This is a genomic window from Blastococcus sp. OS1-29 (assembly GCF_057628075.1).
In genome coordinates, this window is record NZ_JBXXJK010000007.1 from 93,845 (window position 1) to 110,021 (window position 16,177).

General features: G+C 74.6%; 19 protein-coding genes. 5 read left to right on the forward strand and 14 right to left on the reverse strand.

Annotated elements, in window-relative coordinates:
- The first annotated feature begins 1 nt into the window (after window position 1).
- Window positions 2–934 carry a M56 family metallopeptidase gene (locus AC2H4J_RS18285; RefSeq protein WP_487466319.1) on the forward strand — a complete coding sequence of 311 codons (933 nt, stop codon included), beginning with the start codon at window positions 2–4 and terminating at the stop codon, window positions 932–934.
- On the opposite strand, the gene AC2H4J_RS18290 is transcribed toward AC2H4J_RS18285, so the two are convergent.
- The 8 genes from AC2H4J_RS18290 to AC2H4J_RS18325 form a co-directional block, all read right to left on the reverse strand.
- The gene (locus tag AC2H4J_RS18290; protein ID WP_487466320.1) at window positions 920–1,246 is read right to left on the reverse strand and encodes a hypothetical protein; all 327 of its coding nucleotides are present in this window, start codon (window positions 1,244–1,246) and stop codon (window positions 920–922) included. The two genes, AC2H4J_RS18285 and AC2H4J_RS18290, sit on opposite strands and share 15 nt — an antisense overlap.
- 98 nt (window positions 1,247–1,344) lie before the next feature.
- Window positions 1,345–3,606 (reverse strand): heavy metal translocating P-type ATPase, encoded by a 2,262-nt coding sequence (locus AC2H4J_RS18295; protein WP_487466321.1) that lies wholly within the window; start codon window positions 3,604–3,606, stop codon window positions 1,345–1,347.
- Window positions 3,603–4,454, reverse strand: a complete 852-nt coding sequence (locus tag AC2H4J_RS18300; protein WP_487466322.1) for a hypothetical protein — start codon at window positions 4,452–4,454, stop codon at window positions 3,603–3,605. Before AC2H4J_RS18300 ends, AC2H4J_RS18295 begins: the two co-directional genes overlap by 4 nt.
- A 25-nt stretch (window positions 4,455–4,479) precedes the next feature.
- Window positions 4,480–4,689: a heavy-metal-associated domain-containing protein gene (locus tag AC2H4J_RS18305; RefSeq protein WP_487466323.1), complete on the reverse strand. Its 210-nt coding sequence runs from the start codon at window positions 4,687–4,689 to the stop codon at window positions 4,480–4,482.
- 36 nt (window positions 4,690–4,725) lie between these two features.
- Window positions 4,726–5,043, reverse strand: coding sequence for a metal-sensitive transcriptional regulator (locus AC2H4J_RS18310; RefSeq protein WP_487466324.1), 318 nt, complete (start codon window positions 5,041–5,043; stop codon window positions 4,726–4,728).
- A gap of 19 nt (window positions 5,044–5,062) precedes the next feature.
- Window positions 5,063–5,401 carry a MerR family transcriptional regulator gene (locus AC2H4J_RS18315; protein ID WP_487466325.1) on the reverse strand — a complete coding sequence of 113 codons (339 nt, stop codon included), beginning with the start codon at window positions 5,399–5,401 and terminating at the stop codon, window positions 5,063–5,065.
- 67 nt (window positions 5,402–5,468) lie between these two features.
- Window positions 5,469–5,969 carry an Hsp20/alpha crystallin family protein gene (locus tag AC2H4J_RS18320; protein ID WP_487466326.1) on the reverse strand — a complete coding sequence of 167 codons (501 nt, stop codon included), beginning with the start codon at window positions 5,967–5,969 and terminating at the stop codon, window positions 5,469–5,471.
- A 122-nt stretch (window positions 5,970–6,091) separates the two neighbouring features.
- A complete protein-coding gene (locus tag AC2H4J_RS18325; protein ID WP_487466327.1) occupies window positions 6,092–6,979 on the reverse strand; it encodes an oxidoreductase in 888 nt (295 codons plus the stop codon).
- 60 nt (window positions 6,980–7,039) lie between these two features.
- Between AC2H4J_RS18325 and AC2H4J_RS18330 the strand changes: the two genes are divergently transcribed.
- From AC2H4J_RS18330 to AC2H4J_RS18340, 3 genes are read left to right on the forward strand one after another with little or no spacing between them, the layout of a single operon-like run.
- Complete coding sequence (locus AC2H4J_RS18330) at window positions 7,040–8,314, forward strand: YibE/F family protein (RefSeq protein WP_487466328.1); 1,275 nt, start codon at window positions 7,040–7,042, stop codon at window positions 8,312–8,314.
- A gap of 14 nt (window positions 8,315–8,328) precedes the next feature.
- Window positions 8,329–8,949, forward strand: a complete 621-nt coding sequence (locus AC2H4J_RS18335) for a class I SAM-dependent methyltransferase (protein ID WP_487466329.1) — start codon at window positions 8,329–8,331, stop codon at window positions 8,947–8,949.
- Window positions 8,946–9,272: a TraR/DksA family transcriptional regulator gene (locus tag AC2H4J_RS18340; RefSeq protein WP_487466330.1), complete on the forward strand. Its 327-nt coding sequence runs from the start codon at window positions 8,946–8,948 to the stop codon at window positions 9,270–9,272. Before AC2H4J_RS18335 ends, AC2H4J_RS18340 begins: the two co-directional genes overlap by 4 nt.
- A 4-nt stretch (window positions 9,273–9,276) precedes the next feature.
- Here the strand turns inward: AC2H4J_RS18340 and AC2H4J_RS18345 are convergent, their stop codons facing one another.
- From AC2H4J_RS18345 to AC2H4J_RS18370, 6 genes are all read right to left on the reverse strand, one after another.
- Entirely contained in the window at window positions 9,277–10,767 is a 1,491-nt protein-coding gene (locus tag AC2H4J_RS18345; RefSeq protein WP_487466331.1) for an RNA-guided endonuclease InsQ/TnpB family protein, read from the reverse strand.
- 99 nt (window positions 10,768–10,866) lie between these two features.
- Complete coding sequence (locus AC2H4J_RS18350) at window positions 10,867–11,772, reverse strand: glycosyltransferase family 2 protein (RefSeq protein ID WP_487466332.1); 906 nt, start codon at window positions 11,770–11,772, stop codon at window positions 10,867–10,869.
- Between the two features lie 4 nt (window positions 11,773–11,776).
- The gene (locus AC2H4J_RS18355; RefSeq protein ID WP_487466333.1) at window positions 11,777–12,622 is read right to left on the reverse strand and encodes a glycosyltransferase family 2 protein; all 846 of its coding nucleotides are present in this window, start codon (window positions 12,620–12,622) and stop codon (window positions 11,777–11,779) included.
- Window positions 12,619–13,668 carry a prenyltransferase gene (locus tag AC2H4J_RS18360; protein WP_487466334.1) on the reverse strand — a complete coding sequence of 350 codons (1,050 nt, stop codon included), beginning with the start codon at window positions 13,666–13,668 and terminating at the stop codon, window positions 12,619–12,621. Before AC2H4J_RS18360 ends, AC2H4J_RS18355 begins: the two co-directional genes overlap by 4 nt.
- Before the next feature lie 49 nt (window positions 13,669–13,717).
- Window positions 13,718–14,506: a class I SAM-dependent methyltransferase gene (locus tag AC2H4J_RS18365; RefSeq protein WP_487466335.1), complete on the reverse strand. Its 789-nt coding sequence runs from the start codon at window positions 14,504–14,506 to the stop codon at window positions 13,718–13,720.
- Complete coding sequence (locus AC2H4J_RS18370) at window positions 14,500–15,756, reverse strand: glycosyltransferase family 4 protein (RefSeq protein WP_487466336.1); 1,257 nt, start codon at window positions 15,754–15,756, stop codon at window positions 14,500–14,502. The genes AC2H4J_RS18365 and AC2H4J_RS18370 overlap by 7 nt, the downstream gene beginning before the upstream one ends.
- 94 nt (window positions 15,757–15,850) lie before the next feature.
- On the opposite strand from AC2H4J_RS18370, the gene AC2H4J_RS18375 reads away from it, so the two are divergent.
- Complete coding sequence (locus AC2H4J_RS18375; protein ID WP_487466337.1) at window positions 15,851–16,144, forward strand: Dabb family protein; 294 nt, start codon at window positions 15,851–15,853, stop codon at window positions 16,142–16,144.
- Window positions 16,145–16,177: the final 33 nt, after the last annotated feature.

The window sequence follows — 16,177 nt, forward strand, 5'->3', positions numbered from 1 at the left end:
CGTGCTGCCCGCCACCGCAGCGTCCCTCGCCGTCCTGTCCGTGCTGCTGGCGTGGCCGGTCCCGGCGCTGCTGTCGGGTGCCCGCTGGCCGCGCCGCGATCCGCTGGTGGCGCTGGTCTGCTGGCAGGCGATCGGGCTGGCCGGGGGGCTGGCGATAATCGGCGCCCTGCTGGTGCACGGGCTGGCGCCGTGGGGCCATGCGCTGCTGCCGGCCGGGTGGGCGCTGCTGGCCGGGCACCGGGCGGTCGATCCGGTGCGGGGCGATCACTGGGTGACCCTGACGCTGGCCGGCGTGCTGGCGTTCGAGCTGGTCGGCGTCCTCCTGCTCTCCTGGGTGCGCACGACCCGCAGCCGCCGTCGGCACCGCGCGCTGCTGGAGCTCGTCGTCCAGCCGTCGGCGGCGATCCCCGACGCCGGGCTTCTCCAGCACCCGGCTCTTGTCGCCTTCTGCATCCCCGGGGCGCGGCCGCTGCTCGTGCTCTCGTCGGGCATGGTGGCCGAGCTGGACGACGAGCAGCTCGCGGCCGTGGTCGCGCACGAGCGGGCGCACCTGAAGGAGCGCCACCACCTGCTGCTGCTGCCGTTCGTGGCCTGGGAGGCGGCGCTCCCGGTCCTGCCGGCGGCCGCGCGGGCGCACGCCGCCGTCCGGGAGCTGGTGGAGATGCGGGCGGACGACGTCGCGCTGACCTCGCTGGCCGGCCCCGGGTCGCGGCGCACCCTGGCGCGCGCCATCGTCGCGGCCGCCGGCGGCGCGGGGGGAGCGGAGGTGCCGGACGGCGCCCTGGCGGTGGCCGACAGCGCGGTCGGGGCCCGCGTCGTGCGCCTGCTCGAACCCCCGCGGCCGCTCCCGCCGGTGGCCCGGTGGGCGGCCTTGCTGTCGGCCGCCCTGCTGCTGCTCCTGCCGACCGCGCTGCTGCTGCTACCCGCGGTCTGACGGCGCCGCGGCCAGCGCGGCCCCGGCGTAGGCGGCGGCAAGCACTCCGGTCACCCGGGCGGCGCGGCCGTACCGCGCCGACGCGACGAACGGCACCATCGACGCGGCGTGCAGCAGGTCGACCGCCGAGCTCGTCCGGATCAGGGCGGGCGACGGCGAGATGAGCACCGCGCCGTGCTGCAGGACCAGCCGGGCGCCGAGCGCGCGCACCAGCCACCTGCGGTCGGCCGGGAACGCGGGCGCGATCCGGTCGACCGCCTGATGCGGCCGGGCCAGCAGGGCGACGCCGGAGGCAAGTCCTGCCAGGGCCATCGACCGGGAGAGTAGGCGCGCTCTGGATGCCGAGGTCACACCGCGAACGTAGTGCTCGCTGCACAGTTGTGCTCTGCTCCGCCGGTGTGAGCAGAGCACTACTGCGCGGGATCCAGTCGGTCGCGGGCGTTCTCCGCCAGTGGCGTGAAGCCGCGCAGGCGCAGGCTGTTGCTCACCACGAACACAGAGCTGAACGCCATCGCGGCGCCGGCGATCATCGGGTTGAGCAGCCCGGCGGCAGCCAGCGGCAGGGCCGCCACGTTGTAGCCGAAGGCCCAGAAGAGGTTGCCCTTGATGGTGGCCAGCGTCCGGCGGGAGAGCCGGATCGCGTCGGCCGCCGCCCGGAGGTCGCCGCGGACCAGCGTGAGGTCCGACGCCTGGATCGCCACGTCGGTGCCGGTGCCCATCGCCAGCCCGAGGTCGGCCTGGGCCAGCGCGGGCGCGTCGTTGACGCCGTCGCCCACCATGGCCACCGTCCGGCCCTCGTCCTGCAGCCGGCGGACGACGTCGACCTTGTCCTGGGGCAGCACCTCGGCGATGACCGTCTCGATGCCGACCTCGGCGGCCACCGTGCGCGCCACCGTCTCGTTGTCGCCGGTGAGCAGGATGGGGGTGAGCCCGAGGTCGCGGAACTGCCGGATGGCCGCGGCGGACGTCGGCTTCACCGCGTCGGCCACCACCAGGACGCCGCGGGCGGCGCCGTCCCAGGCCACGGCGATCGCCGTCCGTCCGGCCGCCTCGGCGGCCGCGGCGGCGCGCTCGAGCGCGGGGGGCAGCGGGACCGACCAGTCGGCGAGCAGCCGCCGCCGGCCGACGACCGCTGCCGAGCCGTCGACGACGCCCTGCACGCCCAGGCCCTCGAGGTTGCGGAAGTCGTTCACGGCGGGCAGGGGGCCGCACCGCTCGGCGGCCGCCCGGGCGACGGCTTGGGCGATCGGGTGCTCCGAGGCCGTCTCCAGGGCGCCGGCCAGGCGGAGGACCCGTCCGGCGTCCTCGCCGTCGCCCGGGACGACGTCCAGCAGCGTCATCCGGCCGGTGGTGACCGTGCCGGTCTTGTCCAGGACGATGGTGTCCACCCGGCGGGTGCTCTCCAGCACCTCCGGCCCGTTGATCAGGATGCCCAGCTGCGCACCTCGGCCGGTGCCGACCATGAGCGCGGTCGGCGTGGCCAGCCCCAGGGCGCAGGGGCAGGCGATGATCAGCACCGCGACGGCCGCGGTGAACGCCGCGGGGAGGCCCTCGCCGGTGCCGATCCAGAACCCGAGCGTGCCCGCCGCCAGCGCCAGGACCACCGGGACGAAGATGCCGGAGATCCGGTCGGCCAGGCGCTGCACCTCGGCCTTGCCGTTCTGCGCCTCCTCGACCAGCCGCGCCATTTGGGCGAGCTGGCTGTCGGCCCCCAGCCGCGTGGCCCGGACGACCAGCCGGCCGCCGGCGTTGATCGTCGCGCCCGCCACGGCGTCGCCCCGCCCGACCTCGACCGGCACCGACTCGCCGGTCAGCATGGAGGCGTCGACAGCCGAGCTGCCGTCTGTCACCTCGCCGTCGGCGGCGATCTTCTCGCCGGGGCGGACGACGAACCGGTCCCCGACGCGGAGGTCCTCGACCGGCACCCGGTGCTCGACGCCGTCGCGGAGCACCGAGACCTCCTTGGCGCCCAGCTCCAGGAGGGCGCGGAGTGCGGCCCCCGCCCGGCGCTTGGACCGCGCTTCGAACCAGCGTCCGGCCAGGATGAACGTCGTCACCCCGGCGGCCGCCTCCAGGTAGATGTTGCCGCTGCCGTCGGTGCGCTCGATGGTCAGCTCGAAGGCGTGCACCATGCCCGGCACGCCGGCGGTGCCCCAGAACAGCGCGTACAGCGACCAGCCGAAGGCCGCGAGCGTGCCGAGGGAGATCAGGGTGTCCATCGTGGCGGCGCCGTGCCGCAGGTTCGTCCAGGCCGCCCGGTGGAACGGGAGCCCGCTCCAGACGACGACCGGGGCGGCGAGCGTCAGCGAGAGCCACTGCCAGTACTCGAACTGCCAGGCCGGCACCATGGCCAGCGCGATCACCGGCACGCTCAGCAGGGCGGACACGACCAGCCGCACCCGGAGAGCGCGTGCGGAGTCGTCGGCCGGCTCCGCGGGCGGCTCGGCCCGCGGCGGCTGGGGGAGGGCCGCGGAGTAGCCGGTCTTCTCCACCGTCGCGATCAGGTCGTCGGTCGTCACGCCGTCGGGGAAGGTGACGTGCGCCTTCTCGGTCGCGTAGTTGACGGTCGCGGTGACGCCGTCCATCCGGTTCAGCTTCTTCTCGACGCGGGCCGCACACGAGGCGCACGTCATGCCGCCGATGAGCAGGTCGACGCTGGCGGGCGCGCTCACGGGTGCTCCTCCGCGGTCAGGGTGAAGGCCGCCGTCCGGACCACCGAGCCGTGCCGGAAGTCCAGGAACAGGGCGTAGGTACCGGCGGTCGGCACGGTGGTGGCGAAGCGGACGTCGGGGCCAGGGGTGCCGTCGCCCGGGTGTGCGTGCAGGTAGGCGAGGTCGCCGTCGCGGAGCACCACGAGGTGTCCGTAGGCGCCGAGGTAGGGCTGCAGGTCGGTCACCGGCTGCCCGTCCCGGCTGATCGACAGGGCCAGCTGCGACGCGTGCCCCGGGTCGAGGGCGCCGGTCAGCTCGACGGTGTAGCCGTCGACCTCGGCAGTGCGGGACTCGGGCAGGAGCGGTGCGGGCGCGTAGTCGCCGGCCACGGCGACGTCGGCCCCCAGGGTCACCGTTGTCCCGAGGTCGGCGGGCACGAAGTCGGCGATCAGCCGCCAGCTGCCGGGGCCGAGCGCCAGCGGCACGCGCCAGACGCCGTCGATGCCCAGTTCCGGGTGGACGTGCTGGAAGCCGGACACGTCTCGGCGGACGGCGATCAGGTGCAGGTCGACCTCGTGGTCCAGGACGTACTCCCGGACGGGCAGGCCGTCGGGCCCCAGGATCCGGAAGGCGACCGGCGTCGCCGCGCCGGCCCGCAGGGAGCGGTCGGCGAGCTCGAGGGTGTAGCCGTCCTGCGACAGGGCCAGCCCGACGGCCAGCGCCGTCCCCGGGTCGCCGTCCTCGTGGCCGGCCGCCATGCCCGTGTGCGCGGCCGGCGGCTGCGCGCCGACCGGGCCCACGGCTGCGCCGACGCCCACGGCGGCGCCGAAGACGGCGACCAGCCCGAGGGTGAACACGGCGAGCCTCATCGGTGTGTTCATGGCCTGCCGGGCCTCAGCGGCCGGCCACCTCGTAGCCGGCCTCCTCGACCGCGGCGCGGACGGCGGTCTCGTCCACCGCGGCCTCGGCGGTGACGGTCAGTCCGCCGCTGGCCAGGTCGACGTCGACGGCGGTCACGCCGGGGACCTGGGAGACCTCCTCGGTCACGGCGTTCACGCAGTGGCCGCAGGTCATGCCGACGACGGTGTAGGTGCTGGTGCTCACGGGAGTCCTCTCAGAGGCTTCAGGGGGTCGGACGGGTCAGGAACGGACCAGGCGGGCGATGGCCTCGGAGGCCTCGCGCACCTTCTCCTCGGCCTCGCGGCCACCGACCGCCGCGGCTTCGACCAGGCAGTGGCTCATGTGTTCCTCGAGCAGGCCGAGGGCGACCGACTGCAGCGCCTTGGTCATGGCGGAGACCTGGGTGAGGATGTCGATGCAGTACTTCTCGTCCTCGACCATCCGCTGCAGACCGCGGGCCTGGCCCTCGATCCGCCGCAACCGCTTGAGGTAGTCGTCCTTGCGGTGGATGTAGCCGTGCTGGTGCTCGTGCGCGCCCGACTGCTCGTGTGTCTCCACGAGAGGGAACTATACCCCCCTAGGGTTTATGGTCGCGAGCGGCAGGGTGGGCGGCGTCCCGGCGCAACCGGTCGACGTCGGCGCGGGCGGAGGCGAGCTCGTCCTGCAGGCCGACGATCGCCTCGGCGGACGCGAGGGGGTGTCCGTCATCGAGGAGGCCGCGCAGCCGCGCGGCGAGGGCCAGTTGCTGGCGCGAGTAGCGGCGGTGGCCGCCGGGGGAGCGGTGCGGTTCGAGCGCTCCGGAGCTGTCGAGGCTGCGCAGGAAGGCCGGCTGCACACCGAGCAGTTCCGCGGCCTGGCTCATCGTGAGCGCGGGGAAGTCGGGGTCGTCGAGCCGGTCGATGGGATCGCTGGTCATCGACTCGTCTCCCGTCCTGGAGCGCGCGCGGGGGCCGGCGCGGCCGCCGGCCCCCGCATCGCCTCGCTCAGCTCTCGACCGCGCGGGTCTCGGCGGACGACGACTCACCCTCGATCGTGCGCGGTTCCACCGATGCCGGTGCGTCGGCCCGGGTCACCGTGATCTTGCGGGCGCGCGCCTTCTCTGCCACCGGGATGCTCAGCGTGAGCACACCGTCGTGGTAGCTGGCCTCCAGCCGGTCGGTGTCGAGACTCCGACCGAGGACCAACTGGCGGGTGTAGCTGCCGAACGGTCGCTCGGCGATGGCCCATTCGGCGTTCTCCAGCTGGGGTGCCGAGCGCTCGGCGCTGACGGTGAGCGTGTTGCCCTCGACCGAGAGATCGATCGATCCGGGGTCGACGCCGGGCAGGTCGAAGTGGGCGACGAAGTTGTCGCCGACCCGGTAGGCGTCCATCGGCATGCCCGACAGCGCGCGGGCGGTGGTCATCCCGCCCTGCCGGCCGGTCAGCTGGTCGAGGGCGCGGAAGGCGGCGGAAGCGCCGGAAAACGGGTCGTAGGCGGTCAGCATGGTTCTGCAACCTCCGTGGTGCGCAGTTCTGGAGTTCTGTGCCCTCGAGGCGGAACCTCTAGCGGCGACTACAGATTACCTCTACTGTGCGGCGAGGTAAACACCGTGCGCGGGGGAAAATCTCAGTGAGTGGCTGGGAAGTCGATGCCGGTCAGCCGGGCCGACTCCTCCCACAGCCGGCGGGCGAGCTCCGGGTCGCCGGCCGCAGCGGAGCGGCCCACGAGCGTCGGATGGCCGCGCAGCTCCTGGAAGCCGTCCGGGCCGAGGTAGCTGCCGCCGGGCAGGTCCCGCGTGGCGGCGGCCAGGGTGGGCAGGGCGCCGCGCTCGTCGGACTGGGCGAGGAGCAGGTTGCCCAGCAACATGGCGCCGTCGACGAGCCGGCTGCCCGACCGGCCCTGCAGGTTCGTGGCGGCCCAGCCGGGGTGCGCAGCCAACGCCCGCACCCGCGACCCCGATGCGGTGAGCCGGCGCTGCAGATCCAGGGTGAACAGGAGGTTGGCCAGCTTGGACTGCGCGTAGGCCCCGCTGGCCGAGTACGGACGGCGCTGCCAGTTCAGGTCGTCCAGGTCGACGATCCCCGACCGGTGCAGGTTCGAGGAGAGGGTGACCACCCGGTCGGTGACGTGCGGCAGCAGCAGGTTGGTCAGCGCGAAGTGGCCCAGGTGGTTGGTGCCGAACTGCAGCTCGAAGCCGTCGACGGTGAGCCCAGCGGGCACCATCATGATCCCGGCGTTGTTGACCAGGACGTCGAGGTCGCCGGTCCAGCCGGCCGCGAACCCGCGCACCGAGTCGAGGTCGGCAAGATCCAGCCGGCGCACCGTGACGTCGCCGTCGATCGTCGCGGCGGCCGCCTTCCCCCGGGACTCGTCCCGGACGGCGAGCACCACGGTGGCCCCGGCGCGGGCGAGCTCCCGCGCCGTCACCAGGCCCAGACCACTGTTCGCGCCGGTGACGACGACCGTCCGCCCCGCCTGGGAGGGGAGATCGGCGGCGGTCCAGCGGCTCGGCATCTCCCGACTGTAGGCAGCGAGGTCCCCGCCCCCGGCGATGCGGCCTCCTAGCCTGTCCGGGTGCCGCCCAGCCACAGCCACAGCCACGGTCCCGACCCGGACGCCCCCCCGCCCAGCGAGGAGGCCCTCGGCCTGCGGCGACGGGCGGTCTGGCTCATGCTGCTCCTCCTCTTCCCGGTGGCGCTGGCGACGGTGGTGGGCCTGTTCGTGCTCTGGCCCAGTGGGGAGCCGACCCCCGCCCAGCAGGCCGCGGACATCCAGCTACCGCCCGGGATGACCTATCCCGAGGGACGGGTGGTGTCGGTGGAGCCGCTCGCCTGCGGCAGCGAGGCACCCGGTCAGGCGCCGCAGTGCGCGACGGTCGTCGTCGAGGTGCTCGACGGCGAGGGCAAGGGGGACTTCCAGCAGATCGAGCTGTCCGCCGACGTCGTCGGCGGTGGGGTCGAGAAGGGCGACACGTTCGTGCTCACCCGGGACGCCGCGGCCGAGGGCGGACCGAGCTACGGGTTCTTCGACTACGCCCGCGGGACGCCGATCGTCGTCCTGGCGATCGCCTTCGCCGTCGTCGTGGGCCTGGTCGCCCGGCTGCGCGGGCTCGCCTCCCTCGTCGGGCTCGGCTTCGCGTTCTTCATCCTGCTCCGGTTCGTCATGCCCGCGCTGCTGGCGGAGGAGTCGCCGACGCTGGTGAGCCTGGTCGGGTCGGCGGCGATCATGTTCGTCGTCCTCTACCTGGCGCACGGCTTCTCGGCCCGGACGACGACCGCCCTGGTCGGCACGCTCTCCGGGTTGCTCCTGGTCGCCGTCCTCGGGTCGATCGCGGTGTCCGCCGCCCGGCTCACGGGCATCACGAGCGAGGAGACCGTCCAGCTCCAGGGCTTCGACCCGACGCTGAACTTCTCCGGGCTGGTGCTCGCCGGGGTGGTGGTCGCCGGACTCGGCGTGCTCAACGACGTCACGATCACCCAGGCCTCGGCCATCTGGCAGCTGAAGGAGGTCTCGCCGGGCATCACCTGGCGGGAGCTCTATCGGCGGGGAATGGCGGTCGGCCGTGACCACATCGCCTCGACCGTGTACACGATCGTCTTCGCCTACGCCGGGGCCGCGCTGCCGCTGCTGCTGCTCTTCGAGCTCTACAACCGTCCCGTCCTCGTCTCGCTGTTCAGCTCGTCCGTGGCCGAGGAGGTCATCCGCACGCTCGTCGGCGCGATCGCGCTCGTCCTCGCCGTCCCGCTGACGACCGCGGTCGGGGCCTTCTTCGCCCTCGCCGCGGGCAGCGAGGTGGGCGTCGCGACCGACCGCCGGATGAGTGCGCTGCGGGCCCGCTTCGCCCGATGAGCGAGGCTGTGCGGGTGAGTACGGACCTTCTCGCCGCCGCCCAGGCCGCTCCGGGCTTCATGCCCGACGACGAGGGCCGCGCCCTGTTCGAGGCGGCGCGGGCCGTCGCCGTGCCCGGACCGCTGCTGGAGGTGGGCAGCTGGATGGGGAAGTCGGCGCTGTACCTGGCCGCCGCGGCGCGGGAGACCGGCCGGCAGGTCGTCACCGTCGACCACCACCGGGGCTCGGAGGAGCACCAGCCGGGTTGGGAGTACCACGACCCGGCGCTGGTCGACCCGCTGGTCGGCCGGATCGACACCCTGCCGCACTTCCGCCGCACCATCGCGGGGGCGGACGCCGAGGACGTCGTCGTCGCCGTCGTCACCCGCTCGGAGGTGCTGGCACCGCTCTGGACGACGCCGCTCGCCCTGCTGTTCCTCGACGGCAGCCACACCGAGGAGTCCGCGCGCCGCGACCAGGACGCCTGGGTCGCCAAGCTCGCCGTCGGCGGCACGCTGGCCATCCACGACGTGTTCCCCGACCCGGCCGACGGCGGCCAGGCGCCCTTCGGCGTCTACACCCGCGTCGTGGCCTCCGGCGATTTCGAGGAACTGCCCGGCACCGGATCGCTGCGGTTGCTGCGGCGGACGCGATGAGCGACCCGCTGGGGGAGGAGCGCGCCGCGGCGCAGGCCCAGATCGAGGCGCTCACCCGCGAGTTCGACGAGGTCGTGGCGGCCTCCCGGGCGTCCAACGCCGACGACGAGCACGACCCGGAAGGCGCGACCATCGCCTTCGAGCGGCAGCAGGTCGTGGCGCTGCTCGAGCAGGCCCGACGGCGGCTGGCCGACGTCGAGGCGGCGATCCGCAACGTCGAAGGCGGCACCTACGGGATCTGCGAGACCTGCGGACGCCCCATCGCCCCCGAGCGGCTGGCCGCCCGGCCCGCGGCGCGCACCTGCATCGACTGCGCGCGCTGAGCTCCTAGTGCCGTGCCAGCCAACGTTCGCCCTTGAGGGGCTGGGTTGGCTGATCCTCGCCGGCGGGTGCCGGTGAGCGACTTCCCGCAGCCATAGCAGCTGGGGGGCGGGCCACGGCGGGCCAGATGGACTCTCCGTCGCGCCCCACCGGATGGGTGGGTGCCCGGGACCGGCCGGGTGGCCGGGTGAGCAGTGCGCGGCGGGGGTCACGCCGGGACCGGCCGGCGCCGGGCAGGTGCCGGCCGGCTCGACGGTGCGTGGTCACCGGCGGGCCGCCGGTGACGAGGCCGTCACCCGTGCCGGGACCACCGGGGGTGGTCGTGGCGCGGGCGGCGATGTTGGCGGCACCGACCAGGTCGCGGTGCCCGGTGAACCGGCAGGACCGGCAGCTGAAGACCCGCCCGCGGGGCTTGGGCACCCGGGCGCGGCAGGCGGGGCAGGTGGAGGAGGTGCCCCGCTCGTCGACCACCTCGACGGCGATGCCGGCGACCTGCGCCTTGTCGGTGAGCGTGGCCAGCAGGTGCCCGACAGCCCAGTCCCGGACGGCCTTGTTCTGCCGCCGCCCGGCCGACCGGGCCAGCAGCCCGCGGGGGTCACCGACGACCAGGGTGCCGACCCGGTGCGCCACCGCCCAGGACACCACCTGGGTGGCGGCCTCGTGGCGGGCCTGGGCGAGCCGCCGGCGGTGTCGGCCCTCCAGCTGTCGGCTGCGAACCCGGTAGCGCTTCCATCGCCGGGAGCCCCGCTGGCCCGGCCGGGGGGCGCGGGCGGCGGTCGCGCGGGCCCGGGCCTTGCCCTCGGCCAGGTGTAGCCGGTGTTCGGCGCGCAGCGCCCGCCCCGACACCAGCAGCGCCGCATCGGCCCCGCCCTCGCCACCGCGGGGGGCGAGGACCGCGTAGGGGTGGATGATGCCCAGGTCCACCCCGGCCACCCGGGTGCGGTCGGGGCCGGCCCCGCCGGCATAGGCGGCGACCCGCACCTCGGCGGTGACGTCGAGGAACAACCGCCGTCCCTGGTGGACCAGTCGCACCGAGCGGACCGACTCGACTGGATAGGGCAGCGGCCGGGCCGGCCGCACCCACAGCGGCCGACCGCCCCGGGCCACCGGCAGCCGCACCTTCCCGCCGTCGGCGTCGAGGCTGAAGGTTCCTGCGTAGAACCGCACCGGCACCAGCGCACGGCGTCGGCGCGGGAACCGGGCCGCGCCCTCCCCGGCCCGCCGAGCCCGGGCGGCGGTCATCCACGCGTCGGAATAGGCCCGCAGCACCGACCGGGCGCCGACGCTGGACAACTCGCCGAACACCCCCTCCCCGGCGGCGGCCAGTTCCCGGCACAGTTCCTGATACCCGGCCAGCGGCCGATCCCCGCGACGGCGCCGCCATCGGTTGATCTCCAGCACGGCCGCCCACACGTCCCCGCCCGACCGCAGCAGCCCGAACAGCCGGCGCCGCTGCCCAGGCGTGGCCCGCAGCGCCACCCGGGCGGTGCGATACACCACCGCAGGCGTACCCGGATCCCGACGACGAGGCATGACCACGACCGTGCCCCACACCACCGACAGAAACGAACGAGGCGAACGTTGGCGGCCGCGGCACTAGCTCACGTACCGCCGGGCCGCCGACCGGCGCTGGGCCTCCTCGAGAGCGGCGAACCGCGCCTCCGCGTGGGGCGGCAGAACCCGGCGTTCCCGCACCACCCAGGGGATCCCGCCGACGGCCTCGAGCAAGCCACGGGCGGTCACCCGGTCGCGCGGCACGCTGTGGAGCAGGGAGAGGGTCCGGCGCAGCGCCGGCCGGAGCGGCCGCCGCAGCCACGTCGTCCAGAGGGTGTTGCGGATGCCGTCCCGGCGTCGCCGGTGCGGATCCCGGGCCCGGCTCGCCATGTGGTGCGCGGTGAGTTCCGGGAGGTAGCACAGCTCCCATCCGGCCGCCGCCAGGTCGCCGGCGACGAGCTCCTCCTCGCCGCCGAGCCAGAGGCGTTCGGAGAACCCCCCGACGGCCAGGAAGGCCTCCCGGCGCAGCACCGAGGCGCCGGCAAGGAAGGAGCCCAGTGCCGGCCCCGGGAGCCAGCTGGCGCCGCGGACCGGGGAGTCGCGCAGCTCCGGGACGATCGGGTCCTCGGTGCCGGCAGGCTCCACGAGGATCCGTGCGGTGACGACGGCGAGGCGCGGATAGGCGTCGAGCACGTCGGCCGCTGTCCGCAGGGAACCCGGTTCCCACCAGGTGTCGTCATCGCAGAACGCCACGTACGGGGTGTCCAGCCGGGCGACGCCGACATTGCGTCCCACGGCGCCGAGGTTCTCCGGGGACGCGATGAGATCCACGCCGGGGAACGCCCGGCGCACGGCCGCCGCTGTCCCGTCGGTAGACCCGTTGTCGACGACGACCACCTGCGGCTGCTCCGGCAACGCCGTCAGGCGGGCCAACGCCACGAGCACCTCCTCACGTCGTTGATGCGTGATCACGACCACGGCCAGCCGCGGGTCGGAGGCGCAGGTCATGGCTTCATCCCTCCGCCAGCCGACGGAGCTGGGCGCGCAGCGCCGGAGGCACCGGTCGCCGGCGGCGCAGCGCAGCGAGGACGTCGGGTAGCGCACGTCCGAGGCCGGCGACACCGGGGCGCCCGTCGACGAGCGCAGCGCCGACCAACCGGACGACGTCGCCCACGGGCAGTCGCATGACCGCCGTCAGGAGCCGGCTGCGCCAGATGCCCGCCTGCCGCCGGATCGGAGGGTCCCGGCGGGCCGACGGATGGTGATGCACCGTCACCGAGTCGACGTAGGCGAGGCCCCACCCGGCGACGGCCAGGTCGAGGGCCAGCCGCTCCTCCTCGCCGGGAAACCGGACAACCGGGTCGAACCCGCCCACCGCCTCGAACGCCTCGGTGCGCACGAGTGCGCCACAGGCCACGAAGCCCAGCAGTGCCGGTCCGGGCATGTCCGGCGGCGTCCCCAGCGGGCTGCCGGCCATCTCCTCGCAGACCGGGTCGAGGCGCGCCTCTGGCCCGACCAGGATGCGGGCGTTGAGGACCGCCAGACGAGGGTGGGCACGCATGATCGCTACTGCCCGTTCCAAACCTCCGGGGGCCCACCAAGAGTCGTCGTCGGCGAACGCGACGAAGGGGGTGCCCGCCTGGGCCACGCCGCGCGTGCGGGCAAACGCCCCCTCGTTGCGGTCCAGTTCCAGGACAGCGACGTCGGGATGGGCCGTGCGTACCGCGTCGGCGGACCCGTCGGTCGAGGCGTTGTCGATCAGGACGACCGGCGCTTCATGCCGGGGGATCGTAGCCAGCAGCTCGGCCCGTCGGTTGCGGCTGGCCACGACGACGGTCACGACACCGGGTTCCGTCACGGGTGGACGGTGCCCGCCTCTCGGGCCGGCCAACCGGCGGTCGGGTCGTCGAGCTGGGGAACTCCGGCTGGAGGCAGCGTGGCGGGGTGGGCGAACAGCGCGGCGGCCGGCGTCGCCCCGGAGATCGCGTCGGCGGCCAGCACGACCGCGGCCGCCGTCCACGTCGTGCGCTCGATCGGCCAGCGGGCGTCGTCGGCGAACACGTAGCCGGTCCAGTAGGAGCCGTCGTCGTCGCGGAGGTGCTGCATCGCCGCGACCTGCTCGATCGCGGCGTCACGCTGGCCGGCCGCGGCCAGCGCGAGGGCCAGCTCGCACGTCTCGGCCCCGGTCACCCACGGCCGGTCGGAGACGCAGCGGGCACCCAGCCCCGGGACGACGAACCGGTCCCAGTCGGCGGCCAGGCGATCGCGGGCCGCGCCGCCGGTGAGCGCCCCACCGAGCACCGGGTAGTACCAGTCCATCGAGAAGCGCGACCGGTCGGCGAACGCCCCGGGCCGCTCGCGCAGCGCCGTTCCGAGGTCGGCCGCGGCCACCTCCCAGTCGGGCTGCGCCTCGTCGCGGAGCCCGGCCAGCGCCACCCCGCAGCGCAGCGCCTGGAAGAGGCTCGCGTTGCCGGTCAGCAGGGCCGTGTCGTCTGCGGTCCCGTCGGGGCGCAGGGCCCAGCCGATCGCGCCCCCGGGCAACTGCATCCGCGTGACCAGGTCCAGCCCCGCCCGGACGGCCGGCCACAACTCGTCCACCAGCTGCTCGTCGCCGGCCAGCAGCCAGCTGTGCCAGGCGCCCACGGCGAGGTAGCCGGCATGGTTGCTCTCCGCGGCGGGCGCCGACTCGACCCCGTCCCGGTACTCGGCGGCCCACGACCCGTCCGGGCGCTGCCGGTCGGCCAGCCAGCGGTAGGCCGCGGCGGCCCGCTCGTGCTCGCCGCCCACGTCCAGCGCCATGGCCGCCTCGACGGAGTCCCAGGGGTCGAGCTGGCCGCCGGCGAACCAGGGCAGCGCGCCGTCGTGGTCCTGCTGATCGGCGATCCAGGCCACGGTCGCCCGCACCTGCTCCCCGGTCAGGACGCCGGGCAGCTCCGGCAGGAGCTCGCCCGGCTCAGCGCGCGGCAGCGGTCCGCTCCCACGTCGCGAGGTTCCCGCCCGCCCCGCCGCCGGCCGACGCCGAGCGCTCGGGACCGGCGGGCTTGTCGGCGTACACGACCACGCTCTTGCCGAGGATCGGGTCCAGGAGGCGCTCGGCGGTGCGGGTGAGCCACGGCCGCTTGGTGAGGTCCCAGACCAGCATCCGGTGGTAGGCGCGCACGATCGCCGCGTCGCGCTCCACGCCGACGGCGCACTTCAACCACCAGTACGGCGCGTGCAGCGCGTGCGCGTGGTGGGTCTCGCCTGGAACCAGGCCGACCGACGTCAGCCGGGTGCGGACGACGTCGCGCCGGTAGATGCGGATGTGGCCGCCCTCGTTCGCGTGGTACTCGTCCGACAGGGCCCAGCAGATCCGCTCGGGGCCGTAGCGCGGCACGGTCACCGCGACCCGGCCGCCCGGCTTCAGCACGCGGAAGATCTCGGCCATCGCGGTGACGTCGTCGGGGATGTGCTCGAGCACCTCCGAGGCGATCACCCGGTCGACGCTGGCGTCCGGGACCGGCAGGTGCAGCAGGTCGCCCCGGACGACCTCGTAGCGGGCGCCCGCCGGCGCCTCGCCGGCCTCCGCGATCGCGCCGAGCCAGCGCTTCGTCGTCTCGACCTCGGGCTGCCCCCAGTCGACGGCGACCACTTCGGCGCCGCGGCGGTAGGCCTCGAACGCGTGCCGGCCCTCGCCGCAACCCAGGTCGAGCACGGTCATGCCCGGCCGCAGGTCGAGCAGCTCGTAGTCGACGGTCAGCACTGCTGCTTCTCCTTGCGGTCCAGGGTCTCGGCGTACCAGTCGGCCGTGCGCTGCGCCGTCGACCGCCAGGTGTAGTTGTCCAGCACCCGGCGCCGGCCCGCGCGGCCCAGCTGCTCGGCGAGGGACGGCGAGTCCAGCACCAGCTGCAGCGCCGCCGTCAGCTCGCCCACGTCACCGGCGCGCACCCGCAGGCCGGCCTTGCTGCCGACCACCTCGGGGAGCGCTCCGGCGTCGGTCGTCACCAGCGGGGTGGCGCACGCCATGGCCTCGATCGCGGGCAACGAGAAGCCCTCGTACAGGGAGGGGATGGCCACGACCGACGCCCGCTGCAGCAGGTCGACGAGCTCGGCCTCGGGCACCGGCCCGGTGAAGCGGACGGCGTCCCGCAGGGCGAGCCGGTCCAGCGCCGCCTCGGCCGGACCGCCCGGGCGGGCGGTGCCGACGACGGTCAGCCGCACCGGCCGCTCGGTCCGCAGCTTGGCCAGCGCCTCGAGCAGGTGCACCAGGCCCTTGAGGGCGACGTCGGCGCTGGTGATGACGAGGATCGAGTCGCGGTCGCGGGGCCGGTCCGGCGGCGGCGCGCGGAACTCGTCTGGATCGATGCCGACCGGGATGACCTCGATGCCCTCGGGCGCCAGGCCCATGTGCGTGGCGATGTCGCGCCGGGAGTTCTCCGACACCGTGGTGATTGCGTCGAGGCGCGCCGCCACCCGGGCCTGCATGCCGGTGAAGCCGTACCAGCGGCGCAGCGTCAGCCGCCGGCGCAGCGACGGCGTGGCGGCCAGCTCCAGCTGCCGGTCGATGGCGATCGGATGGTGGACGGTCGCGACCGTCGGGACGCCCGCCCGGGTCAACCGCAGGAGACCCCAGCCGAGCGACTGATTGTCGTGCACGACGTCGAACTCGCCGGCCCGGGAAAGGAGGTGGCGGGCCGCTCGGAGGCTGAACGTCATCGGCTCGGGGAACCCGGCGGTGCACATGGTGGCCCACTCGGCGACGTCGATCCAGTCGCGGAACTCCGAGGGCCGCGGGGTGCGGAACGGATCCGGCTCGCGGTAGAGGTCCAGGCTCGGCAGCCGGCGCAGGGCGACGCCGTGGTCGAGCTCGGGATAGGGCTGACCGCTGAGCACCTCGACCCGGTGGCCGAGGCCGGTCAGCTCGCGGGACAGCGCCCGCACGTAGACGCCCTGGCCCCCGCTGTGCGGCTTGCTCCGGTAGGACAGCAGTGCGATACGCAGCGACCGTCCCATGAGCGGACTCTAACCAGCGGGCGGGACGCGGTGCCTACCAGCCGGTAACCGCCCGGCCTGCGGCCCCGTCCCGGGGACTGGAAAACTCTGCGCCATGATCCGTCACGTCGCCGTGTTCTCCTGGTCCGCCGACGCCGATGACGACCGCCGGGCGTCGACCGTGGCTGCGCTGCGCAGGCTCCGTTCGGAGGTCGGCGGCATGACGTCGCTCGTGGTCGCGGACGATGCCGGGCTCTCCGACGGCAACGCCGACACCGTGCTGATCGCGGACTTCCCGGACGTCGAAGCGTTCTACCGCTACGCCCAGGACCCGGTGCACCTGGCGGTACTCGCCGAGCACGTGCGCCCGTGGCTGGCTCAGCGCACCGCGGTCCAGTACCAGATGTGACCCGGATGGGGTTGACGGTCGTCCACAGCGGGG